We start from the raw sequence: 23,487 nt of genomic DNA, 5'->3' as shown, positions 1-23,487 counted from the left end.
CAGATTATGCGCTGCGCCAACATCTGTGCAGGACTTGTCCGGGCGCGGATAATCGCGGCACCGCCACTGCAGAACCAAGCCATGAACATTCGCCTTGCCGGACTACAGGATCTACCCGCCCTGATCGCCATCGACAGCGTCGTCCGCCAGGACCCGCAGCGTGCCGAACAGATTGCCGACTGGCTCGGGCAGTACCATTGCCTGGTGGCCGAGGTACAGGGCAAGGTGGCCGCCTATACGGTGATGCACCAACACTTCTTCGGTTGCCCGTTCATCGAGATGCTGATGGTCGGCCAGGGCCATCGGCGCAGTGGGCTGGGAGCCGCGCTGCTGGCCCGCATACAGGCCGACTGCACGGGACAGAAGCTGTTCACCTCGACCAACCGCTCCAATGGCCCGATGCGCCGCTTGCTGGAGCGCCGGGGCTTTGTCGAGAGCGGCGTTGTCGAGCACCTCGACGAAGGGGACCCGGAGCAGGTCTATTTCTGGCGATGCGATTGAGCCAGCGTTCCAGGGCCCTATCGCGCCCCCCTGTAGGAGCGGCCTTGTGCCGCGAAAGGGCTGCGTAGCGGCCCCCTGTAGGAGCGGCCTTGTGCCGCGAAAGGGCTGCGTAGCGGCCCCGGCGATTGCAGCGTCAACGCTGAAATCCTGGGGCCGCTTTGCGGCCCTTTCGCGGCACAAGGCCGCTCCTACAGGGGCAGGCGTGAATTGCGCAATCAAACCACCGGCTGAAGTGCCTCGCGCACCAACACTTCCAGCCCCTCGCCGCCCTCGGCCTGCAGCCGTTCACCCAACTGCCGGCGCATGGCTGGCGTCCAGAAGCTCTGCAGATGCTGCCTGACTCCCTGCACCGCCTTGGCGTGATCCGGCTCGCTGTCGAAGTAATGGGCGATCTGGTTGGCCATCTTCACCAGATTGTCACTGCTCATCGGCGCACCTCCGCCGCTTCGGCCTGCCGCCGCTCCTTGAGCAACCTGCGCTGCTCGTCACTGAAGCGCTGGTAGCGCTTCTGCCATTCCGACGGCTGGAACACCTTTGCCACTTCCACCGCAGTGATCTTGTATTCCGGGCAGTTGGTGGCCCAGTCGGAGTTGTCGGTGGTGATCACGTTGGCGCCGGACTCGGGGAAATGGAAGGTGGTGTACACCACCCCCGGCGCCACCCGACCGCTGACCCTGGCACGCAGCACGCTCTGCCCGGAGCGACTGCCTATACCCACCCAGTCGCCGTCGCTGATACCCCGACTCTCGGCATCGCTGGGGTGGATCTCCAGGCGGTCCTCGTCGTGCCAGGCGACGTTGTCGGTGCGCCGGGTCTGCGCGCCGACGTTGTACTGGCTGAGGATGCGCCCGGTGGTCAGCAGTAGCGGGTAGCGGCTGTTGACCTTCTCGTCGGTGGGCACGTAGCCGGTGAGCATGAAGCGCCCCTTGCCGCGCACGAACTGGTCGATGTGCATGGTCGGCGTGCCGTCGGGCGCGGCGTCGTTGCACGGCCATTGCAGGCTGCCGTGGCGGTCGAGTTCGGCATAGCTGACCCGGCGGAAGGTCGGGGTCAGGCGGGCGATCTCGTCCATGATCTCGGAGGGATGACGGTACTGCATGGGGTAACCCAAGGCACCGGCCAGGGCCACGGTGGCCTCCCAGTCGGCCTTGCCGGCCAGCGGCTCCATCACCTTGCGCACCCGCGAGATGCGCCGCTCGGCGTTGGTGAAGGTGCCGTCCTTCTCCAGGAACGAGCTGCCTGGCAGGAACACATGGGCGAACTTGGCGGTCTCGTTGAGGAAGATGTCCTGCACCACCACGCACTCCATCGCCAGCAGCGCGGCCGTGACATGCTGGGTGTTGGGGTCGCTCTGGGCGATGTCCTCGCCCTGGCAGTACAGCGCCTTGAAGCTGCCGTCCAGCGCGGCCTCGAACATGTTGGGAATGCGCAGCCCCGGATCAGGCTGCAAGGTCACGCCCCAGGCCTGCTCGAACTCGGCGCGCACACTTTCGTTGGAGATATGCCGGTAGCCGGGCAGCTCGTGAGGGAAAGAGCCCATGTCGCATGAGCCCTGCACATTGTTCTGCCCGCGCAGCGGGTTCACCCCAACCCCTTCGCGGCCGATGTTGCCAGTGGCCATGGCCAGGTTGGCGATGCCCATCACCGCAGTGCTGCCCTGGCTGTGCTCGGTCACACCCAGGCCGTAGTAGATTGCCGCGTTGCCGCCGGTGGCGTAGAGCCGGGCGGCGGCGCGGATCTGCTCGGCGGGCACGCCGCACACCGGGCCGAGCACTTCAGGGGCGTTGTCGGGCTGGGCGACAAAATCGCGCCAGCGGGCAAAGTCCTCGGTCTCGCAGCGGGCGTCGATGAAGTGCTGGGCCAGCAGGCCTTCGGTGACAATCACATGGGCCAGGGCGTTGAGCATGGCCACGTTGGTGCCCGGTCGCAGTTGCAGGTGCAGCTCGGCGCGGGCGTGGGGCGAATCGACCAGGTCGATGCGGCGCGGGTCGATGACGATCAGCCGGGCGCCCTGGCGCAGGCGACGCTTGAGCTGTGAGCCGAACACCGGGTGCGCGTCGGTGGGATTGGCACCGATCACCAGCACCACGTCGGCCTGCATCACCGAGTCGAAGCTCTGGGTGCCGGCGGACTCGCCCAGGGTCTGCTTCAGGCCGTAGCCGGTCGGCGAATGGCAGACCCGCGCGCAGGTGTCGACGTTGTTGTTGCCGAAGGCCGTGCGCACCAGCTTCTGCACCAGGTACGCCTCTTCGTTGGTGCAGCGGCTGGAGGTGATGCCGCCGATGGAATCGCGCCCGTACTTGAGCTGGATCCGCCGGAACTCGCTGGCGGCATAGGTCACCGCCTCGTCCCAGCTGACCTCCTGCCACGGGTCTTCCAGGCGCTTGCGGATCATCGGTTTGGTGATGCGGTCCGGGTGGGTCGCGTAGCCCCAGGCGAAACGCCCCTTGACGCAGGCATGGCCATGGTTGGCGCCGCCGTTCTTGTCCGGGACCATGCGCACCAGTTGCTCGCCCTTCATCTCGGCGCGGAACGAGCAACCCACGCCACAGTAGGCACAGGTGGTGATCACCGCCCGCTCGGGCTGGCCCAGCTGAACCAGGCTCTTCTCGCTCAAGGTGGCGGTCGGGCAGGCCTGCACGCAGGCGCCGCAGGACACGCATTCGGAACTGAGGAAATCATCGCCGCCGGCCGCCGCCACCCGCGAGTCGAAGCCACGCCCGGTGATGGTCAGGGCGAAGGTGCCCTGGATCTCCTCACAGGCCCGCACGCAGCGGTTGCAGACAATGCACTTGCTCGGCTCGTAGTCGAAGTACGGGTTGGACACGTCCTTCTGTTCGCTCAGGTGATTGGCGCCGTCATAGCCGTAGCGCACCTCGCGCAGGCCGACCTGGCCGGCGACGGTCTGCAGCTCACAGTTGCCGTTGGCCGAGCAGGTCAGGCAGTCCAGCGGGTGGTCGGAGATGTACAGCTCCATCACGTTGCGCCGCAGGTCGGCCAGGCGCGGTGTCTGGGTGCGCACCACCATGCCTTCGCTGACCGGCGTGGTGCACGAGGCCGGGTAGCCGCGCATGCCGTCGATCTCGACCATGCACATACGGCACGAGCCGAAGGCCTCGAGGCTGTCGGTGGCGCACAGTTTGGGAATGCTGGTGCCGAGCAAGGCGGCGGCGCGCATCACCGAGGTGCCGCCGGGCACGCTGATCGAACGGCCATCGATGACCAGGCTGACCTGCACGTCGTTGACCCGCTCTAGGGTGCCCAGGTCGATATCGCTGCGGGGGTCGAAGTAGTTGATCATTGCGCGGCCTCCAGGCCGAAATCGGCGGGGAAGTGCTTGAGCGCGCTGACCACGGGGTACGGGGTCATCCCGCCCATGGCGCACAGCGAGCCGTATTGCATCGTGTCGCACAGGTCGCGCAGCAGGCCGGCCTGGCTCGCGCGGTAGGCCGGGTCGGTACTGGCGATCAGGCGGTCGACCACCTCTACGCCACGGGTCGAGCCGATCCGGCACGGCGTGCACTTGCCACAGGATTCCTCGGCGCAGAACTGCAGGGCGAAGCGGGCCATGCCCGCCATGTTCAGGGTGTCGTCGGCCAGCACCACGCCGCCGTGGCCGAGCATCGCGCCCAGGGCGGCGAAAGCCTCATAGTCCAACGGGGTGTCGAACTGTGCGGGCGGCACCCAGGCGCCCAGCGGGCCGCCGACCTGCGCCGCCTTGATCGGCCGGCCACTGGCGGTGCCGCCGCCGTAGCCTTCCACCAGCTCGCGCAGGGTCAGGCCGAAGGCGCGCTCTACCAAGCCGCCATGGCGGACATTGCCGGCCAGCTGGAACGGCAAGGTGCCCGTCGAGCGGCCCATGCCGAAGTCGCGGTAGAACGCCGCGCCCCTGGCCAGGATGATCGGCACCGAGGCCAGGGTAAGCACGTTGTGCACCAGGGTCGGCTGGCCGAACAGGCCTTCGAGCGCCGGCAGCGGCGGCTTGGCCCGGACGATGCCGCGCCTGCCCTCGAGGGATTCGAGCAGCGCGGTTTCCTCGCCGCAGATGTACGCCCCCGCCCCCACCCGCACCTGCAGGTCGAAGGCCACGCCGTTGCCGGCGACATCCAGGTAACCGGCCTCGCGGGCCAGCAGGATGGCCTCGTTCAGCGCACGCACGGCATCCGGGTATTCCGAGCGCACATAGATGTAGCCCTTGTTCGCCCCCACGGCGAGGCCGGCGATGATCATACCCTCGATCAGCAGGAACGGATCGCCCTCCATCAGCATGCGGTCGGCAAAGGTGCCGGAGTCGCCTTCGTCGGCGTTGCACACCACGTACTTCTGCCCGGCCATTGCCTGGCGCACGGTACGCCACTTGATGCCCGCGGGGAACGCCGCGCCGCCCCTGCCCCGCAACCCGGAGTCGAGCACCGCGGCGACCACTTCGTCACCGTCCAGCAGGGTGGCCTGGCGCAGGCCTTCAAAGCCGCCGTTGGCGTGATAGTCGTCCAGCGACAGCGGCCGGGTGATGCCGGCGCGGGCGAACAGCAGGCGTTGCTGGGACTTCAGGTAGGGAATCGCTTCCACCGGCCCCAACGCCAGGGCATGGCTGCCGGGGTCGCCCGCCAGGGCGTCGAGCAGGCCGGGCACATCCTCGGGGGTGACCGGCCCGAAGCCCAGGCGGCCTTGGGCGGTATCCAGCTCCACCAGCGGCTCCAGCCAGTACAGGCCACGGGAGCTGGTGCGGTTGATATGCAGCGGCAGGCGCCGCTGCGCGGCTTCCCGGGTCAACGCCTCGGCCACCTGGTCGGCACCGACGGCACAGGCCAGCGAATCGCAGGGGATGCACAGGTTCAGCATGCCTTCACCTCCTCGCGGCAAGCGGCCACCAACGCCTGCAGGCGTTCGGGGGTGACGCGGGCGTGGAGCCGGCCATCGAGTTCCAGGGCCGGCGAGCAGGCGCAGGCGCCCAGGCAATACACCGGGCGCAGGTCGAGCGCGCCATCCTCGGTGCGACCGTGGTCGTCCAACCCAAGCTGCTCACGCAACTGCGCGGCCAGCGCCTCGGCGCCGCGGCTCTGACAGGACTCGGCGCGGCACAGACGCAGGGTATGGCGGGCCGCTGGCGTGGTACGGAAATCGTGATAGAAGCTGATCACCCCGCGCACCTCGGCCTGGCTGAGGTTGAGGGCATGGGCGATCTCGGCGACGGCGCTGTCGGGAATGTAGCCGGCGCCGGCCTGGATGGCGTGGAGGATCGGCAACAGGGCGCCGGGAGTGTCCTGCTCACGGGCCAGGACGCGTTGGATCAGGGGCAGGTGGTTCAAGTCATCAGGCATACAGCAGACCTCGGCATCCCGGGGCGGCCCGTTGGCGGGCGGCGGTCCGGCGGTGTTCAGCTGCGGTGCGGGCCAGGTCACGGTGGCGGCAGGCCGGGCACCCTCGTTGTCCCTGGCCGGGCGTCTTGCTGCGCTCGGTCCACGGGCATCCTCAGAGCATGGCAGTTATTGCGCGAGGGGGTTGTGCGCGGGCGACCCGGCGCGTCCTGAAACCGACCACCGGAGGATGAGGAATGGCCTGTGTAGGAGCGGCCTTGTGCCGCGAAAGGGGCGCGGAGCGGCCCCAGGATTTCAGCATTGATGCAACGATCGCCGGGGCCGCTTTGCGGCCCTTTCGCGGCACAAGGCCGCTCCTACAGGGGGGGCGCAGGCGGTCAGTCCAGCACTACATGGGGCAGGAAGCGCGAGCTGTCCTTGGTGATCAGCGAGTCGTCTTCACGAATGCCGATCCCCGAGGCCAGGTCGCCGATCACCCAGGAGCCGATCAGGGTGTAGCTGTCGCCGAACTTCGGCAACGGCGCGAAGCCCTGGAGGATGTACGGCGCATCGTCGTAGGGACCGTCCTCGAACACCCGCTGGTCGTCGTCGGTGCGAATATCCACGTTGGCGCCCTCGCGGGAGAAATACGGCTTGCGCACCCAGCCCTTGGGCACCGGGCGCCGAGGGTCTTCGTCGAGGAACGCCGGCAGCAGGTTCGGGTGCCCTTCGTGCCACTCCCACAGCAGCGGCAGGATGCCCTTGTTGGAGATCAGCGACTTCCAGGCCGGTTCCACGAACTGGGTATCGCAGCCGGCGATGGCCTGGCCGAAGTCCTCGTGGAAGATATGCTCCCAGGCATGCAGCTTGAACAGGCGCGGAATCGGCCGGCCTTCGAGGTCGACGAAACGCCCCTCGCCGTTCAAGCCGATGTCCTCCACATCGATGTGCCGGGTACTGATACCCACGTGCCCGGCCATCTTGCGCAGAAAATCCGTGGTGCCACGGTCTTCGACCGAGCCGGCAATGGCCGAGAAGTAGAACGGGCTTTCGCGCTCGAAGGCGCCAAAGGCCCGCACCAGGTCCTCGGCCAGGGTGTTGAACTGGCTGGCATGGGCCGGCAGCACGCCGCGCTCGATCTGCTGCTCCAGCCAGATCAGCTGGAACGCCGCCGCCTCGTACAGCGAGGTCGGCGTGTCGTAGTTGGCCTCGATCAGCTTGGCCGGGCCGTGGCCGTCGTAGCTGAAGTCGAAGCGCCCGTAGAGGTGCGGATGCCCCTCTTTCCACGAACGGCGCACCAGGTCGAAGAACGCCGGCGGGATCGCCAGGCGGGTCATCAACGCCTCGCTGTCGACGATGCGCTCGACCGCATCCAGGCACATGGCGTGCAGTTCCTGCGTGGGCGCCTCCAGGTCACGGCTGACCTGGGCCTCGCTGAACTGGTAGTAGCCGCGCTCGTCCCAGTAGCGCTCACCGTCGATGGTGTGGAAGGAAAAACCTTCGCGTTCGGCGGTGGCGTGCCAGTCCGGGCGTTCGTCGATGCTGATCTTGCGCATGCTCAACCGCCGAAGCTGAAGCCGCCGCTGCTCTTGCCGCCCCAGCCGCTGCGCGCAGTGGCCTGGCTGCCGAAGCCGCCGCGGGAGATCGACGAGGACACACTGGAGCGGGTCGAGGTTTTGGATCTGTAACTGCTACCGCCGGAGCTGCCGGAGTAGTAGCTGCTGTAGCTGCCGCCACTCTGCTGGGCCTGGTCGGAGCGCTCGAAGCGCTTGCCCTGGTCGATCTGCTGGCCGAGGGTGGTGGTGCGGTAGTCGCCGCGGCTGTCGCGGTACTGGTACACCGGCTGCGAGTAGTACTGGCGGCTCCCGCCACTCATCATCTGACCGAGCAGCAGGCCGGTGAGCAGGCCGTTGAAGTTGCTGCCACCGCTGACGGCCTGGCCGCTGTTCTCGACCTGGGCGCGTGCCGCGTCGACCTGCGACTGGCTCACTTCGCCCGACACCGCCAGCTCGAACCCACCCAGGCGCGGCATGTAGCGGCCGTCGCTGGTGACCTGGCAGTAGTCCGGCACGAAATCGGCCTCGCAGGCCGCCTTGTCGCCATAGGTCGGGGCGACCCGGCGGTGATCGGCCAGCGCCTCCATGTAGGCATCGGAACACACATCCACCGGCATCTTGTCATCGACGCAGGCCTGGACAGTGGTGTAGTTGCTGCGCTTGCTGACCGTGTAGGTCTCCTCGGGCGCGCTGCACGCGGTAAGCGCCAGCGGCAGGGAGCTGGCCAGCACCAGCTTGACGGAACTTCGTCTCATGTAGGGCTCCTTGCGCGCAAACGGCTCAGACCGACGGGGTCATGCAGGCCGAGTTGAGGAAGCCCACGCTGATCGCCACGGCGGCGGCGTAGATCGCGGCGGCCATTTCGCCCTTGGCGATTCGGCTGGCCAGGCCCTTGAGCACCAGGCTGGTGATGCCGAAGGCCAACAGCTGCACCACCGCGGCGATCACTACCCAGACCACGAAGTCGAGCAGGCTGACGCTGTAGGCGATGATGTTGCTGGCCGGCAGCGAGAAGCCGATCAGCGCGCCGCCCAGGGCAATGGCCGCGGCGCTGTTGTTGTCGCGGATCAGGGCGAACTCGCGGTGCGGGGTGAGGTGCGTATAGATGAACTGGAATACCCAGAACAGCACCAGCGCCACGCTGATGTAGAGGATGAAGCCGATCACTGCCTGGGCGTTGAGCGACATGCGAAGAGCGTCGAGCATGGTGAATCCTTGTCAGATGACGTTGAAGTCCGTTGATTGCAGGGTGACACCCACCGAAGTGGTCAGGCTGACATTGCCGTCCTCGTCCTCCTCCACCGACAACAGGAGGAATTCGCGGCGATCGGTCAGGCCGGTTTCGCGGGCATACAGCATCGACAGGTGCTGGATGCGGTAGCTGGTTTCGGGGCTGGTGACCCACTCGCTGATCGGCGTCAGCTCGGTCTGCCCTTCCTCGCTGCCCCACTGGCGGACGAACTCGTAGCCTTCATGCTCGTAGTACGGCAGGCCGATGTTCGACTCAGGACCGACCAGGCGCTTGAGTTCGGCGTCGCTGCTGACCGGCACCACGCTGTAGTAGCCGAACAGGATGATATCGCGCACATCGTCGGCCGACGCGCCGTTCATCACCACCTGCAGCCAGTAGTCCTCGTCTTCCATGTAGAAGCGCGCCAGGCGCACCGACTGGCCGAGGTCGACCTCACCGACGGCCCAGACCACTTCCTGACCGGGCACTTCCAGCTCGCTATGGCCATCGAGCAGCAGCTTGAGCGAAGGGTCGAGCTTGAGCATGCGCCCGCTGCCCAGGCCGAACGGCAGGTTGCCTTTGACCGGGCTGCCGGCGGCAGGTTTGGGGGCTTCGAAGCCCATGAAGCGTTTCAACCAACCCACGGGGCATCTCCTGGGTGAGAGGGTGACGGAACCGGAGCCAATGCAGGCGCTGAAGCGAACAGGCAGGGCCTGTGGGGAGAAGGCGACATTGAAGATCCCTTGGGTCGCGGCAGTCCTTTGGCGGGGGCGACACGATACTGCTTTTCGTGCGCCCCGCCAACGGGTCTGGGGCAAGGTTTTGCGCCAGCCGGGCCGGCCTCATCGCGGGGCAAGCCCGCTCCCACAAAGTCGCTGCAGATTTTACCCGTGGGAGCGGGCTCCCACAAAGCCGGTGCAGATTTTACCCGTGGGAGCGGGCTCCTACAAAGCCGGTGCAGATTTTACTCGTGGGAGCGGGCTCCTACAAAGCCGGTGCAGATTTTACTCGTGGGAGCGGGCTCCTACAAAGCCGGTGCAGATTTTACTCGTGGGAGCGGGCTCCTACAAAGCCGGTGCAGATTTTACTCGTGGGAGCGGGCTTGCCCCGCGATGAGGCCGGCCCACTCAGCGGATCACTCCGCCGGCTTCGCCGCCTTGGCCTTCAAGCGCGCCAGCACATCGTCGGCGCCGCTGTTGCTGGCACCGATGCCGGCCGACTTCAGGCGTGCCTCAAGGTCGCTGCCATCGGCCTTGCCAGCCAGCTCCGCCGCCGCTTCCAGCTCGGCAGCACGCTCGCTCTGACGCTTCTTGATGCGGTCCAGCGAGCCAACCGCCGTTTCCAGGCTGCCATTGGCGCCGCCGGTGGCCGACGCCGCGCTCACCTGGGCACGCTGCACGCTCTCGCGGGCCTTGACCAGGTCCACCTGCTGCTTGAGGCCCTTGATCTGCGCCTCGGTCTTGCTCACGGTGGCGGTCAGGGTCGCGACCGACGCGCCGAACTGGTCGGCCAGCGCCTGCTCGGAATCGCGCTGGTTGGTCAGGTCGGCGATGCGCGCCGCGCATTCGTGGGCCAGGCCTTCCTCGCCCTTGTCCAGGGCAGCGATGGCTTTCTGTTCCCAGTCGCCGATGGTCTTGTCGAACTCGGTGATGCGCTGCTGCGCGGTCTTGTGCTTGGCCATTATCTTGACCAGCTGGTTGCGCGCATCGATCAGGTTGTTGTCCGCGTCGCGGATCTCCTGGTCGAGGATGCGCAGGGCCTGGGAGTCGACGATCGCCTCACCGACTTCCGAAGCGCCGCCACGCAGGGCGGTGACGATCTTTCTCAACAAACTCATGGGGCAATCTCCGGAATCAGTGGGTGAAGTAGTCTTCGAAATCTTCGGCGGCGGTGATGACGTTGTCGGCCAGGGTGTGGATCTCCTGGACGATGTTCTCCAGCGACGAGGCCGCACTCAGGGCGCCGAACATGGTGTACACCGACTCGCCCGAGGGCAGCGTGTGCAGGCCGATCGACGACAGCGGGAAGACATCGCGGGTGCGCAGCACCGCGTCGTTGAAGGCTGCCGCATCCTTCACCTGGCTGGCCTCAACCAGCAGCGTGTCGACCAGGATCTGCTCACCGGCCACGGCGATGTACAAAGGCAGGCCGTCCAGTTCGTTCATCACCAGCTTCAGGCTGGGTTCGGCGCCCTGTTGCAGGGACAGGCCGATCGCGCCGCCGCGTACATCCTCCAGGCCCTGGAGGGCGCCGTGCAGCGATTCGATCGTCCAGTGGTTGTGCTCGGTCATGAAATCCTCCGTTCTGACCTGTTTGCCCGTGAGGGGCTGACGTAAAGCCTTCTCGATACCGCGCAAGGCGGCGGCATGCTCTGGCAGGATCCACAACTCACGCTTGACCAGGCCCGCGGCCTTGAGCCGGGCGCGCATGTCACGCATGTAGTCGGTGGAGCTTTTCTTGCCTGCCATCGAGGGGTGTCCTTGTCTCACATGTGAGGTACGTTACGCCTTGAACGTGTCCTGAACAAGCACCGCATTCGACTTGAGATGACCTCCGAGAGCAACAGGCAGCAGTAACGCCCAATCTGAGATCGATGAGCGGTTGCTGGGCATTTAACATCGTCATCCAGCTATGCCATCATTTAAATATCAATCGCCCAGTGTTCGCGAATAACCTCGCTTTTTCTTCATGGATGATCGGCTTGTCTACCCAATTCAATCTGTTCGTAACCACCCAACCGGCTAACCACATCGCCGAGTTTTGCCTGACGAACGAGCACGGCGCCCAACTGGGTTTTCAGCAGACTGACTTCAAGTCCATCAGCGCGAGCCATTGCCGTGGCATCTTCGACCTGCGCAACTACGTTAATTTTTACGTGGCCTCGGATGGTGTTGAGACCTTGGCAGCGTTGGAGGGCATTGGCATAACCATTGCCGACGAGGTGCTCGGCCAGGAAATATTCGAGAAACTCTGGGAAGGGAACCATCAGCGCACGCTTTGCGTTCATCTACCAGCTGCAGGACAGGCTCAGGACTTCCTCGCAGCTCTGCTGGCCCGGGTGCCATGGGAAATTGCCAAGCCGAATATCGGCGCCCCTAGCCTGGGTGATCGGAACCTGCTGGTACGCGTAAGCCATGACATGGCTCCCCCTCCCTACCACCCTGTGACACCAGGCTCCGAGGAAGCCCTTCGAATCCTGTTCGTTTTTGCCGAAGCCCAGGGTTCACGTCCACTTAGTGCCCGTAAAGAACGGCGTGAACTCTTGCAGCTGTTCAAACGTGAGATCTACCCTAAACGTCGCGTTGTAGCGCACTTCCTCACCCATGGTGTCACCCGCGAACGCCTGATCGACCAGATCCAGCAACATGGGGGCTACCACATCGTTCACTGGAGCGGGCATGGGACCCTCAACCTCCTGGAGCTTGCCCGCCCCGGAGGAGCCAAAGACAACATTTCTGGGGATGAACTCCTGGCACTGTTCAATCGTGCAGGCGGTTTTCTACCACAGCTGATTTACCTGAGTGCCTGCCAGTCAGGTGACAGCCTCCAGGTCCACGACTGGCATGACTTCTTTTCCATCGCCCAAGGAAACGAAGCGAACGTCAGGAGATCAGACTCAGAGCCCGCTGACATAAAAACACAACCAAACACCACTGGAACCGCTTATGCACTGATGAGTGGGGGGGTGCCGTCAGTAGTGGCTATGCGGTTCGCGGTAAGCGATGACTATGCTCGTGAACTGGCTGTGAAGTTCTACCGCGCCCTGCTGGCGGACATAAAGCCCAAGGATGCGGCTGCCGCACTCAACCTCGCACGCAAGGAACTGGCAAGCAAGACGAACAGCGGCATCACAGGATTCGCGATCTGCGACCACGCCACCGCAGTTTTGTATGGCAGTGAGCAACCTGGCCTCAGCCTGGTAAGCGGCCGCAGCCCCAGCACACACATTCGTGAGCGCCGCCTGCATCAGATTGGTGAGCTCAGCCCCGCCAGTCATGAGCATTTCGTAGGGCGTACCTGGGAGCTCGCAGGCTTGGGGGCCGACTTTATCGGGTCACGCGATGGCCAAGAGATCAAGCCTGTGGCGCTCATCAGCGGTCTGGGCGGAATGGGCAAAACTGCGCTGGTGGCAGAGGTGCTTGACCTATGGACTGAACGTTTTGACCATGTGTTGCTTTATCAGGCCAAGCCAACGGCCTTGGCTTTCGAGGCAACGCTACGCGATATCCATCTGAAACTTGCTGACGAGTTGGGTACTTACTGGGAGCATGTGCAGCAGTTTCCCGCCAATGCAATCTTCCGCGATGCAACTTCCGATTTCACAGGTTCCAAACGTACAGAAAGGCTCATTCGGAACCTGGTCGAAGCATTGAAGCAAGAGGCAGTGTTGCTGGTGTTCGACAATTTCGAAAGCAATCTCAAACCCCAACCCGAGATAGTCGACGGAAAACCGCTCTGGGCCTGCAAGGACCACACCTGGGATCGTTGTCTCGAAGCGCTCACAACAGGCCTTGCCGAAGCCCCTTCCCGCGTGCTGATAACCTCACGCCATCCGCTGCTCACATTGGCTTCCGATCTCACCATGCCTATTCTTCTCGGGCCGCTGCCCCCTGGAGAGGCAGCATTGTACCTTCGGGCTCGTCCCGTGCTCAGCCAAATGGCGACCGGTAGCACAGAGGAACGCATGCTTGCGGTGCGCTTGTTGAACGCCAGCCGGTTCCACCCATTACTCATGGACCGCCTTTCCCGCCTAGTGGCCGCCCCGGAATTGCATGAGCAGCTTTTCCTGGCGCTGGAGACGCTGGAAAAGACCAGAGATTTTGCAAACCTTCCCGATATCTTCGCCACAGCGACCAATGGATCAAATGAACGGGCTTACCTTCACGACGCCCTTGCGACGTCTCTGGACTTGTTCATCCAACATGTTGGCGTCAATGAGCGCCTATTGTTGTGGATGATCACGGCGGCGAACGAACCAGTAACGCTTGACTTGCTAGGAGAGGTGTGGCGAGGCGAGAACCAGCTATTGGAAACCCTGCGGCATCTGAACCTCCTCCTCCAAGCTGAACAGGACATTCCGGCTGAATGGCAAGACCACGTCACACCCGAGTTGGTGGCCATGCTTGCCGATTTACCGCCAGGCTCGATCCGGCCTGAGATCGAACCCTTGCTGCAGAATCTGATTCGTATAGGTCTTGTCACTGCGCAGACCTCTGAGTCAGATAATCGCGACCTGGCGTATAGTTGCCATGAACTTGTGCGAGAGCGTATAGATTTGTGGATGAGAGAACACCCCAACGACAGAGGCGGGCTAAGCGAGAATGCTATTCGGCGAGCCTACGCCGACAGACTGGAGGCGTACTTTGATGCCATGCAACATCACGACCTGGAAAAGGCCATTTATGCAGGCAGCCATGGGCTCATCTATTGTGTTCAGGCCCAAGCCTGGGAGCAAATGGATGGATTTGCCAGCCGCCTTGTGACCAGCATCAGCAATACGCGCCTGATAGAGGGGCTGATTCCCCACCTGCGTACTGCCGCCGAGTCTGCGCCAGAAGATCATTTACGCTTGTCTTTCATAAGCCATCTTGCAGATGCGCTATCGACTATCGGTGAGTTCGAAGCCAGTTCGGCATTCTTCGAGCAAGCGGTGGATCTCGCTCGCAAAGCCACCGAAACCAGTGACGATACAATAAAAGCCTGGCATCAACTCGCAATGATTACCTGCAACTGGGGGGTCGTACACTCAGCACTTGGAAACTTTGATGCAGCGCGACGTTGTTACCTTGAAAGCACGGAGGCAGAAAAAAAAGCTGACAGCCCTGCCATCAAGATAATCATAAATGAACTGGCGATACTAAAACTCGACATCAAAGAGGGTGGCATTGACAAAGCAGCACCGCAAGTAGCGGAGAGGCTGGAACGCGTTCATCAATGGTGGCTTCAGTACAAAGCGGGCCAGCTCTCACCTGAAGCTCCCGATATTGAAACGCTAGCACGCACAATCATAGGTGCACTCGATATCGCTGCCGACATAGATATGGCCAAAGAAAACTGGGAGTCTGCCTTGAGTCGGCTGGACACCATGATTGATATCAAGAGATCGTTGGCGCGAAGCACAGAAGAAATTGCCACCTCCCGGTTCAACAGAGCAGGTGTGCTAATGCAGCTACCTAACCACCTGACTGAAGCGAGAAGCGAACTGGAGGCGTGCTATGAAATCTTCAAGGACACTGCTCGTTTGAATGCGAAAGTTGTCAGCGCTCTCTCCTACCTCGCTGAAAAGCAAGATGACCTTGACCAAGCAATTACCTTAGCACGTAGAGCTCTTATCCTGCATGAAAGGATGCCCGATCCGGAGGAGCGCGCTAATTCACACAACAATCTTGCTTCCTACCTTGCCAGACGGGGGGACGCAACCGATCATACAGAACAAAGACATCACCGCCTTGCCAGCCTCATCTACACCGCTGCTACAGGCTCAGCACGGGATCTATCGCTATACTTCGTCAACTATGCGAAGGATCTGCAGAACGCCCACAGCGTCGGCACAGCTATCATACGACCCATTGTTCGCGAGCTGGTTAACGCCCCTGACTTTGACGCCCTCGCAATATGGCTCAAACAGCGTGATATTGACCTTACCGAACTTCAAGCCTTAATCGACAGCTTATTCGATCAAATTCTTAAGGCATACTTAAACATTCAAAGCTTTACTGGACCCACCTCCGATGACTAAACTTGACGGCTCTCCTTCAATAGCGGATATGATGGCTATGCTTGAGCTCGCGGTTCGTGCCAACGATCATGAGCGCGCACGCGAACTTGAACAGGAAATACTGTTACGCCTTTCTTGCGATAATTCCGAGTTTGCCCACATCGAGCAGAGGGTGCAGGCCTTGCTCGCCGAGCTGCGCCAACCAAGAAAAGGTGCTGAAGCCCTTAGCCTGGATGACTTGACTCTCGAGCGCACATCAACCCAGCCAGGTATACTTTATCCGGTTTGGTTCGGAACCAACCGGAAGCCGCAAGACAACGGATTCAGTAATGAACGCCACCATTTGGTAACCTACGGCAAGGCCTCGGTTTTCGTTCCAGAAGCTCATCGCTTTGGCGAGACCGGCTCCAACTTTTGGCGCCGCCTGTGGCGCTTTGACTTGCGTGATGACAACCTGCACCTGAAGGCTATCGAGTTACGGGATGAGGCAGCATTCTTTGCCCAAGTCCTTACCGAAACCCAGACCGCTGAAGATGAAGGTGGAACGCCTCACGCCTTGGTATTCCTCCATGGATACAATGTAACCTTCGAGGAGGCCGCAATACGCGCTGCGCAACTCGGTGTCGACCTCAGCGTGGAAGGAACGACCGCCTTCTTCAGCTGGCCATCCCGTGGAAACGTGCTGGGTTACCCTGTCGACGAGGCGAGTATTGAGGCGAGCGAGCCTGCCATCACCGAATTTCTGGTGAACTTCGCAACTCGGTGCGGCGCACAAAAGGTCCATGTCATTGCCCACAGCATGGGTAATCGCGGACTGTTGCGTGCCTTGCAGCGAATCGCCGCCAATGCAGAAACCCGCGGTAAAGTTCGGTTTGGTCAAATTTTCCTGGCGGCTCCCGACATCGACCGCGATCTATTCCTTGACCTGTCCAGTCTTTATTCCACGCATGCAGATCGCGTTACTCTCTATGCCTCGGACGCGGACAACGCAGTCTACCTTTCAACGAGAGTCCATGATTCACCCCGCGCCGGCTACTTCCCTCCATATACCGTGGTGGCAGGTATCGATACCGTCAAGGTCCCCAACTTCAATGTAGACTTCCTCGGCCATAGCTATTTTGCTCAGGCGCAAGCTCTGCTGCACGATATCTATGACCTCATGCGCCACGATTCTCCACCGCAGACCAGACAACGGATCGCGCCAACCGAGTTTGAGGGGCAGCAGTTCTGGCGGCTCAAACGCTAAGCTATGTTTCACGCCGTGGCACCCTACCCTGCTAACCGTATCAATTGTTGCAATGCATAGATCACCTGCGGGTCTCGCGCCACAAGCACATCCATCTGGATCCGCGCAATCACCGCCTTGAGCAGTTCGGTCTGGCTCATCCGAGTCTGTTGCAGCAGTACCAGAAAGTCCTCGGCCATGTGCGCGTTGACCTTCATCGACAGGCGCCGGGTGGCCCCCGATGCCTGCAACCCACGCTGACGCCGCTGCGCCTCTAGGGCCGTCACGAAGGCCTCGTGGCCAGGCTGCAAACCCATGCCCTGGCGGGCCTGCACCAGCCACTGGAAGTAATGGGCCAGGAACAGCTTGCGCAGGTGCGCGCCCGCCTCGCTGCACACGGCCTGCATCGCCGCATCCAGCACATCGAGATAGACCGCCGGTAGCCGCGCCTCGATGGACTTGAGCTGCTGCTTGCGCGCCTCGCGAATCGCCGGGGTGGACTGCGGCGGGATGGCCACTACCATGTCGCAGCCATCGCACACGCCCACCAGGATATCCCGCGCGATGCCCTGGCCATCGCTGAAGGGCACATCGCGCCGGGTGTAATGCATGGCGACCAGCGCCTGGCAATGCTCGCACAAGGCCTGGCCGGTATCGCCTTCGAACAGGATCTTCATGGTCGGGATACTCATTGGTGAACGCTGATGAACCACGTCTGGGGTTCGATGAAATAGAACTTGATGTACCAGCCGCGGCGCTTCAGCACATGGACCTCGATGGCCGGCACGGCGTGGTGCGGGCTACTGCTGTAGTGGCTGGCGTCGCAAGCATTGATGATATCGATGACTTTGCCTGCGCCGACCTCCCCGATGGCCAGCAGATTCTTGACCTCGATATCACCCCGTGAGACGTGCAGGTAATCCCCGGATTCGAGCGCGGCGACTACCGCGCGCCTGACTGCCCTGAAGCCCTTTGGCATAACCCTTCCTCACGATACGAAAATCATCGTACAAAATCCTGAATGAATCCACCTTCAGGTCGATTCACCCGACCAGCGGCGCATCAGCCATGTCGAGATGCGGATGACACGTGCGGATGAACTATGGCTTGACGGGATTAGCTGGGTTGGACGCCTGTGTAACAGGTGCTTTCGAGGATTAGCCGGATGTTTCAACAAGGCTGGGCGGTCAGCAATATCACCTTCGCCGCCGGTCCGATCGCCCCCGCCTTACTCATCAGAGAATTATTTCGATTTTTTATAAAGGAGCGGCTTGCAATAGCAAATAGCTAGCACGAGTATCGGATCCGAATCCGGCAAACATGGACCGTTTACTTCAAATGCACCGTTCCCGTAAAAACCGTCTTGCCCTGCAGATTGCCCTTGTCGTTTCCAGTGGCGCTTCGCTGCACGCCCAGGGGGCGGAGTATTTCATCGACACCCCCACCTTTGTTCCCCAGCAGCTAGGCAACATCGACAGGCTGAACATCGGTAGCACCGGCAGCGTCATCGTGGCCAACGGACAAGCCGTGACATTGAATAACCACGGCTACATCCCCTCGGTCTCGATCGACAACGCGGGCTCGATAATCTCCACCGGTTCCAGGGCGATTGATACCCTCGATCTGCCCAACACCACAGGCTACTACCAGATAAACAACAGCGCTGGCGGGCTGATCCAGGGCAACGGCGACGCCATCCGCATCAACAACAGCAACGCCTACGGCTCCCTGGATATCGTCAACAGCGGCACTATCACCTCCACCCTAGGCCAGGGCATCAACCTTGATGCAATGGTCGGCAGCAGCTACTACACCACCCACGTCACCAACGCACGCGGCGGTGTGATTCGTGCCTATGCCGCCGACGGCATGACCACGGGCTCGAATGCCAGGATCGACAATTTCGGCGAGATCTCCAGCGATGGCTTCGACGGCGTCAACCTGCGCGCCGCAACCGGTACCTATGTCACCAACCATGGACAGATCGATGGCGGTCGGCATGGCGTCAACGCCGATGCAAATGGAACGCTCAGCACCTTCGGCACGGTCATTGGCCGCCACGACGCCGGGTTCAATTCGTCTGGCGACAGCAACGTCTTCAACCAGGGTGGACTGATCGTCGGTGGCGCCAATGGCGCGCAGGCCTACGGTGACGGGGATGGCGTGCGTATCGCCGGCATCGGCGAGGTCTCCAACAGCGGCACGATTCGCGGCGAAGGTGCCGCTGGCCTCGATCGCAACGGCATCGCGAACACCAGCGAGGGCGTCGTACTCGGCGGCGGCCGGCTGGTCAACGGCCCGGACGCCCTGATCGTCGGCGCTGACAACGGCGTGACGATCGGCAGCGCGCGCAACCGCGATGGCGCGGCGCTGGGCGGCACCTGGGTGAGCAACGTCGGCACCATCCAGGGACTGAACGGCCATGGCGTCAAGTTCGTCGGCGCGTTCGACGACAGGCTTGTCAACGATGGCCTGATAAGGGGCAACAACGGCCTGGCGCTGGACCTGGGCGGCGGCAACGACCTCCTCCAGGTCTCCACACGGGGCCGCTTCGAAGGCCTCGTCGACGGGGGCAGCGGCCATGACACCGTGGAGCTGGGGCGCAAATACGACTGGTCAGGCAGCGGCAGTTTTGGCAACAGCCGCAATTTCGAGTCCCTGCAGGTCCTGGGCGGAACCTGGACCGTCACCAGCCACGGCGACTTCAGCGACACCAGCCGGGTGTTCGACTACGCGCACCTGGTCAACCAGGGCGCCCTCAACGGCACCGTGGATGTCGACCAGTGGGGCACCTATGCCGGCGGCGGCTCGGTCGGCCATCTCAATGTCAACGGCACGCTGTACAGCAAGCCCGAAGGCGCCACCCGGGTCATCGGCAACCTGACCCTGGGCAACCAGGCAATCGTCGATATCGGCGTCAACCCCGATGGCAGCAGCGGCGCGCTGCGGGTGGGCGGCACCGCCTACCTCAATGACGCCAGCCTGCGCATCACCCCCAATTTCGGTGATACGCCATGGCCATGGCACAGCCACTACACCTTGCTCGAAGCCGGCCAGGTCGTCGGCCGTTTCGCTCAGGTTCAGGATACTTACTATGCGTTCCTGACTCCGGAGCTAAGCTATACCGACACCCGCGTGAACATGACCTTGACGCGCAACGACGTGGAGATGACCGAGTACGCCACCACGCCTAACAGCCAGCGGCTGGCCGAGAGCATCCGACCGAACGACTACTGGTGGGAGAGCGACCCCAACACCCCGGTTTACGGCGCCCTGCTCTACGCCAGCCCCGCCACGGCCAGTTCGGCCCTGGAGCAACTGGCCGGCAGCGGCAACGCCAACCTCGGTGCCGCGATTCTCGGCAGCAGCGCCCAGGTCGGCACGAGCATGCTCGCGGCCATGTACCAGATGGGCAGCGGCGCAGGCCTGGCCCTGGCGCTCGACCCGGTGCAGGCCCCGAGCGTCGCAGCCACCGGCGTGCCCAGCGAGCTGCGCAACCTCAACGACCCGCACGCCCGTGGCCGGGTGTGGCTGCAGGGCATCGGCGGCTACGGCAAACTGGATGGCGCCCACGGCAGCGCCGGCCTGGAGCAACGCACCCAGGGCACCCTGCTCGGCGTCGACTGGGCGCTAGACGACACCTGGCGCCTCGGCGTGCTGGGCGGCTATTCGAAAACCCGCCTGGACAGCGGTGCCGACGAGGGCACCCTGGACAGCTGGCACGCCGGCCTCTATGCCTTGCGCCAAAGCGGCCCGCTGGCCCTGCGCCTGGGCGCCGCCTACAGCCGGCACGACGGCGACAGCAAGCGGCGCATCGAATTCGAGCGCTTCAGCGAGCGCCCCAACGGCGACTACGACGCCGACAGCCAGCAGGCCTTCGTCGAGCTGGGTTACAACCTCGGCAGCGGCCGCCTGAATGTCGAGCCCTTCGCCAACCTCGGCTACCAGCGCTATCACCGCGACAGCTATCGGGAGACAGGCGGCATCGCCGCGCTGGACGTCGACGGGCAGAGCCAGGACAACTTCAGCAGTACCTTCGGCGTACGCCTGGCGCACTTGAGCCAACTGGACAACGGCATCAGCCTGACGCCACGGGCCAGCCTCGGCTGGCGGCATGTGTATGGTAGCGTGGACAGTGAGGTGCGCCAGGCCTTCGTTTCCGGCGGCAGCGCCTTCAGCGTCGAAGGCACCGCGCTGGATCGTGACAGCCTGATGCTCGAGGCCGGTGTGGGGATCGGCCTGTCAGCGCGGCACAACCTGAACCTGGGGTACAGCGGCGAGCTGGGCAGCGATAGTCGCAACCAGGCGCTGACGGCGCAGTGGCAGATGATGTTCAGACGGTAGCGGTCGATGGCCCCACACAGGGGCCATCAGCCACGCCTCATCTGTATCAGAACGCGTAGACCAACGTCGCCGTGGCGCTACGCGGGGTGCCATACCAACCACGCGCGCCGATCGCCGAGTAGTACTTCTCGTCCAGCACGTTGTTGAGGTTCAACGAAACGCTGGTCTGCGGCGTGATCGCGTACTGCGCCATCAGGTCGACCACGCTGTAGGCGTCCTGGGTGAACGTCTCGCCATGGGGTCCCGCTTTCTTCTTGTACTCCATGCCCTGCCAGCGCACGCCGCCGCCGACTTTCAACTGCGGCAGGGACTGCAGTTGATAGCTGGTGAAGAGCTTGAAGGTGTCGCGCGGCACTTCGGTGAGCAGGCGTTTGCCTTCGGCGTCCTCGGCCTGGGCATAGGTGTAGCTGGCGGAAACTTGCCAGTCGGGCAGGATCTGCCCGGCCGCCTCCATCTCGAAACCACGGGTCTTGGTGCCGGACTCGGCGCGGTAGGCCTGGTTGCCGTCCGGTGCCAGCTTGTCGCCGTCGGCCACGGCCAGGTTGTCCTGCTGCACTTCGAAGACACTGAAGGCGGTGGTCAGGCGCTTGTCCCAGAACTCGCTCTTGATACCCAGTTCGTAGTTCACGCCCTCCAGCGGTTCGATATAGCCACCACTGGCATCCTGCCTGCTCTGCGGCTTGAAGATGGCGGTATAGCTGGCGTAGGCCGACCAGTTCTCGGCGAAGTCGTAGACCAGCCCCACGTAGGGCGTGACCACCCCGGTCTCGCTGCGCGAGGTGCGCGTGGTCGCACCGGTGGCCAGGGTGGTATGGCTTTCGTCGCGCTTCCAGTCGATCAGCCGTGCACCGGTAATCAGCGCCAGGTCATCGGTCAGACTCCAGCGCACCGAAGTCACCAGGCCGTCCTGGGTTTCATCCAGCGCATCTTCCGAATACTTGGTGTGGATGGCATCCGGGATCGCCAGCGAACCGTCCCAGGTATGAATGTTGTCGATGGGCTGGATCGTCCACAGCTGGTAGCCGGGGTTGCGGTAGTAGGCCCGGTAGTGGCTGGCGCCAAGGTACGCCTGATGCTCACGGGACAGCAGCTCGAACGGGCCGGAGGCCGAGAGATCGAACGACGTCTGCCGGGGCTCGCCCGCCCAACGGCCGGTCCAGGTGCTGATGCCGCTGCCGTCGGGCTTGACTGTACCGCTGGCGGCGGTGGCGAAGGTATCGTCGTAGCTACGGCGACTGTGCTCGGCATTCAGTTTCAGTTGCCAGCCATTGTCCAGTTGGTGTTCCAGGGTAGTGAACAGGGTTTTCGCGCTACGCTTGTGGTAGCTCCAGTCCGACGCCGAGTTGAACGAACGTGACGGGTTGAAGTGGCTGCCATCGGCGTTGTACATCGGAAAACCGTGGTTGCCCGCGCCGTCGTTGTCCATCTCCTGGTATTCCGCGCCCACGGTCAGCAGGGTGCTGTCGGTGACGTCCCATTCCAGCACGCCGTAGGCTACCTGCCGTTCCAGCGACTGGCGGTCGACATTGCTCTTGCTGTCGGTGGTCGAGGCCACGAAACGCCCACGCACATGGCCGCTTTCCGACAGTTTGCCGGACACATCCAGCTCGGTGCGGTAGTTGTCCCAGGAGCCGGCCTTGAGGGTCAGTTTGCGCTGAGTCTCGACGGTCGGCTTCTTGCGAATCAGGTTGACCGTGGCGCCGGGATCACCGGTGCCCGACATCAGGCCCGTAGCCCCGCGTACCACCTCCACGCGGTCGTACGACACCATGTCGGCCAGGTCGTCCCGGAAACCAAAGGTATCGGGGCGGTTGACGCCGTCGACCTGGATGCTGCCAACCTGGAAGCCCCGCACATAGATATGGTTGGCGTCGCTACCGGCCGGCCCCATGCTGTCGACGACCACACCCGGCGTCTGCTCGAGCACCTGGGTCACGTCCGTGAGGTTCTGGTCCTCGATCTGCTGACGGGTCACCACACTGACGGATTGCGGCGTCTCTCGCGCCGACAGGCGCAGGCCGGTCGCGGTGCTGGCAGAACCCGTGGTGTAGCTGCCGGTGCCTTCGGTGGTGCTGCCCAGGCCCAGGGCATCGACACTGGTCGCGCCCAGTTCGACGGCGCCGTCGTTCTGCACCTTGCTCAGCACATAGCGTTTTTCGCCCACCTGCTGCACCCGCAACCCGGAGCCCTGCAGCAATGTGGCAAAACCTTGCTCCAGCTCGAAGCTGCCCAGCAGCCCCGATGAATGCAGCCCGGTGGTTTCGTCGTTGCTGAAGCTGATGGTCACGCCGCTGGCGGCGGCGAACTGGCTGATCGCAGCGGCCAGGCTGCCGGCCGGGATATCGTAGCGCTGCGGGGCGGCCCAGGCGGTCGAGGTCGCCAGTGCGCCAGCGCAAAGGCTCAATGCGAGGGTCGCCTGGCGGATGCTGCAGGCTAGCGAGGTACGGCGTGCGGACATGAAAAGGGGTTCCTGTACTGGTTGGCATGGGCACGCTTGAAGCGCGCGCCCTGAAGAGCCGAAGCAGCGTGAGAAATCTGCTACCCCAAATGCGAAAAATTCTCGAATATTGAGACAGGATGAGCAATCACCCAGACTTTCAGTCTGTGTTGTCGCA

At 63.1% G+C, this 23,487-nt stretch carries 17 protein-coding genes; 4 read left to right on the top strand and 13 right to left on the bottom strand.

Going from position 1 to position 23,487, the window contains the following annotated elements; translation table 11 throughout:
* The first annotated feature begins 81 nt into the window (after positions 1–81).
* A complete protein-coding gene (locus PRtIB026_RS12010; RefSeq protein WP_203647411.1) occupies positions 82–501 on the top strand; it encodes a GNAT family N-acetyltransferase in 420 nt (139 codons plus the stop codon).
* Positions 502–716: 215 nt separating this feature from the next.
* Here PRtIB026_RS12010 and PRtIB026_RS12005 read toward each other — a convergent pair whose 3' ends face one another.
* The 10 genes from PRtIB026_RS12005 to PRtIB026_RS11960 all read right to left on the bottom strand — a co-directional run bounded on the left by PRtIB026_RS12005 (position 717) and on the right by PRtIB026_RS11960 (position 11,053).
* On the bottom strand, positions 717–929 hold the full coding sequence (locus PRtIB026_RS12005) for a formate dehydrogenase subunit delta (protein ID WP_203647412.1): 213 nt from the start codon (positions 927–929) through the stop codon (positions 717–719).
* Positions 926–3,802: a formate dehydrogenase subunit alpha gene (gene fdhF / locus PRtIB026_RS12000; protein WP_203647413.1), complete on the bottom strand. Its 2,877-nt coding sequence runs from the start codon at positions 3,800–3,802 to the stop codon at positions 926–928. The genes PRtIB026_RS12005 and fdhF overlap by 4 nt, the downstream gene beginning before the upstream one ends.
* Positions 3,799–5,343, bottom strand: a complete 1,545-nt coding sequence (locus PRtIB026_RS11995) for a formate dehydrogenase beta subunit (RefSeq protein WP_203647414.1) — start codon at positions 5,341–5,343, stop codon at positions 3,799–3,801. The genes fdhF and PRtIB026_RS11995 overlap by 4 nt, the downstream gene beginning before the upstream one ends.
* Positions 5,337–5,822, bottom strand: coding sequence for a formate dehydrogenase subunit gamma (locus PRtIB026_RS11990; RefSeq protein WP_203647415.1), 486 nt, complete (start codon positions 5,820–5,822; stop codon positions 5,337–5,339). Before PRtIB026_RS11990 ends, PRtIB026_RS11995 begins: the two co-directional genes overlap by 7 nt.
* A gap of 374 nt (positions 5,823–6,196) precedes the next feature.
* The gene (locus PRtIB026_RS11985) at positions 6,197–7,354 is read right to left on the bottom strand and encodes a glutathionylspermidine synthase family protein (protein ID WP_203647416.1); all 1,158 of its coding nucleotides are present in this window, start codon (positions 7,352–7,354) and stop codon (positions 6,197–6,199) included.
* A 2-nt stretch (positions 7,355–7,356) separates the two neighbouring features.
* Positions 7,357–8,109, bottom strand: coding sequence for a DUF1190 domain-containing protein (locus PRtIB026_RS11980; RefSeq protein ID WP_203647417.1), 753 nt, complete (start codon positions 8,107–8,109; stop codon positions 7,357–7,359).
* Between the two features lie 25 nt (positions 8,110–8,134).
* A complete protein-coding gene (locus PRtIB026_RS11975; RefSeq protein WP_028692698.1) occupies positions 8,135–8,560 on the bottom strand; it encodes a DUF350 domain-containing protein in 426 nt (141 codons plus the stop codon).
* A gap of 12 nt (positions 8,561–8,572) precedes the next feature.
* Positions 8,573–9,229: a DUF2491 family protein gene (locus PRtIB026_RS11970; RefSeq protein WP_203647418.1), complete on the bottom strand. Its 657-nt coding sequence runs from the start codon at positions 9,227–9,229 to the stop codon at positions 8,573–8,575.
* Positions 9,230–9,720: 491 nt separating this feature from the next.
* Positions 9,721–10,422, bottom strand: coding sequence for a PspA/IM30 family protein (locus tag PRtIB026_RS11965; RefSeq protein WP_203647419.1), 702 nt, complete (start codon positions 10,420–10,422; stop codon positions 9,721–9,723).
* 16 nt (positions 10,423–10,438) lie between these two features.
* Positions 10,439–11,053, bottom strand: coding sequence for a YjfI family protein (locus PRtIB026_RS11960; RefSeq protein WP_203647420.1), 615 nt, complete (start codon positions 11,051–11,053; stop codon positions 10,439–10,441).
* Between the two features lie 125 nt (positions 11,054–11,178).
* Here PRtIB026_RS11960 and PRtIB026_RS11955 point away from each other — a divergent pair, with 125 nt between their 5' ends.
* Both PRtIB026_RS11955 and PRtIB026_RS11950 read left to right on the top strand, forming a co-directional pair.
* On the top strand, positions 11,179–15,324 hold the full coding sequence (locus PRtIB026_RS11955) for a CHAT domain-containing protein (RefSeq protein WP_267813840.1): 4,146 nt from the start codon (positions 11,179–11,181) through the stop codon (positions 15,322–15,324).
* Entirely contained in the window at positions 15,317–16,549 is a 1,233-nt protein-coding gene (locus PRtIB026_RS11950) for an alpha/beta hydrolase (RefSeq protein ID WP_203647423.1), read from the top strand. The genes PRtIB026_RS11955 and PRtIB026_RS11950 overlap by 8 nt, the downstream gene beginning before the upstream one ends.
* 23 nt (positions 16,550–16,572) lie before the next feature.
* Here PRtIB026_RS11950 and PRtIB026_RS11945 read toward each other — a convergent pair whose 3' ends face one another.
* Positions 16,573–17,205, bottom strand: coding sequence for a hypothetical protein (locus tag PRtIB026_RS11945; protein ID WP_203647424.1), 633 nt, complete (start codon positions 17,203–17,205; stop codon positions 16,573–16,575).
* Between the two features lie 11 nt (positions 17,206–17,216).
* A complete protein-coding gene (locus tag PRtIB026_RS11940) occupies positions 17,217–17,507 on the bottom strand; it encodes a hypothetical protein (RefSeq protein ID WP_203647425.1) in 291 nt (96 codons plus the stop codon).
* 359 nt (positions 17,508–17,866) lie between these two features.
* Between PRtIB026_RS11940 and PRtIB026_RS11935 the strand changes: the two genes are divergently transcribed.
* Positions 17,867–20,872, top strand: coding sequence for an autotransporter outer membrane beta-barrel domain-containing protein (locus tag PRtIB026_RS11935; RefSeq protein WP_267813839.1), 3,006 nt, complete (start codon positions 17,867–17,869; stop codon positions 20,870–20,872).
* A gap of 46 nt (positions 20,873–20,918) precedes the next feature.
* Here PRtIB026_RS11935 and PRtIB026_RS11930 read toward each other — a convergent pair whose 3' ends face one another.
* Complete coding sequence (locus PRtIB026_RS11930; protein ID WP_203647428.1) at positions 20,919–23,330, bottom strand: TonB-dependent siderophore receptor; 2,412 nt, start codon at positions 23,328–23,330, stop codon at positions 20,919–20,921.
* Positions 23,331–23,487: the final 157 nt, after the last annotated feature.

Origin of the sequence: Pseudomonas sp. RtIB026, assembly GCF_016861355.2 — a bacterium.
GTDB lineage: Bacteria > Pseudomonadota > Gammaproteobacteria > Pseudomonadales > Pseudomonadaceae > Aquipseudomonas > Aquipseudomonas peradeniyensis.
This window is presented reverse-complemented; position numbering and strand designations above follow the sequence as displayed.

What these genes read in the sequence shown, in the direction of transcription:
- PRtIB026_RS11975 (WP_028692698.1), bottom strand. Translation starts at nt 8,560, where the DNA reads ATGCTCGACGCTCTTCGCATGTCGCTCAACGCCCAGGCAGTGATCGGC.
- fdhF (WP_203647413.1), bottom strand. Translation starts at nt 3,802, where the DNA reads ATGATCAACTACTTCGACCCCCGCAGCGATATCGACCTGGGCACCCTA.
- PRtIB026_RS11985 (WP_203647416.1), bottom strand. Translation starts at nt 7,354, where the DNA reads ATGCGCAAGATCAGCATCGACGAACGCCCGGACTGGCACGCCACCGCC.
- PRtIB026_RS12005 (WP_203647412.1), bottom strand. Translation starts at nt 929, where the DNA reads ATGAGCAGTGACAATCTGGTGAAGATGGCCAACCAGATCGCCCATTAC.
- PRtIB026_RS11950 (WP_203647423.1), top strand. Translation starts at nt 15,317, where the DNA reads ATGACTAAACTTGACGGCTCTCCTTCAATAGCGGATATGATGGCTATG.
- PRtIB026_RS11945 (WP_203647424.1), bottom strand. Translation starts at nt 17,205, where the DNA reads ATGAAGATCCTGTTCGAAGGCGATACCGGCCAGGCCTTGTGCGAGCAT.
- PRtIB026_RS11930 (WP_203647428.1), bottom strand. Translation starts at nt 23,330, where the DNA reads ATGTCCGCACGCCGTACCTCGCTAGCCTGCAGCATCCGCCAGGCGACC.
- PRtIB026_RS11955 (WP_267813840.1), top strand. Translation starts at nt 11,179, where the DNA reads ATGAGCGGTTGCTGGGCATTTAACATCGTCATCCAGCTATGCCATCAT.
- PRtIB026_RS11965 (WP_203647419.1), bottom strand. Translation starts at nt 10,422, where the DNA reads ATGAGTTTGTTGAGAAAGATCGTCACCGCCCTGCGTGGCGGCGCTTCG.
- PRtIB026_RS11995 (WP_203647414.1), bottom strand. Translation starts at nt 5,343, where the DNA reads ATGCTGAACCTGTGCATCCCCTGCGATTCGCTGGCCTGTGCCGTCGGT.
- PRtIB026_RS11990 (WP_203647415.1), bottom strand. Translation starts at nt 5,822, where the DNA reads ATGCCTGATGACTTGAACCACCTGCCCCTGATCCAACGCGTCCTGGCC.
- PRtIB026_RS12010 (WP_203647411.1), top strand. Translation starts at nt 82, where the DNA reads ATGAACATTCGCCTTGCCGGACTACAGGATCTACCCGCCCTGATCGCC.
- PRtIB026_RS11960 (WP_203647420.1), bottom strand. Translation starts at nt 11,053, where the DNA reads ATGGCAGGCAAGAAAAGCTCCACCGACTACATGCGTGACATGCGCGCC.
- PRtIB026_RS11980 (WP_203647417.1), bottom strand. Translation starts at nt 8,109, where the DNA reads ATGAGACGAAGTTCCGTCAAGCTGGTGCTGGCCAGCTCCCTGCCGCTG.
- PRtIB026_RS11940 (WP_203647425.1), bottom strand. Translation starts at nt 17,507, where the DNA reads ATGCCAAAGGGCTTCAGGGCAGTCAGGCGCGCGGTAGTCGCCGCGCTC.
- PRtIB026_RS11935 (WP_267813839.1), top strand. Translation starts at nt 17,867, where the DNA reads ATGCACCGTTCCCGTAAAAACCGTCTTGCCCTGCAGATTGCCCTTGTC.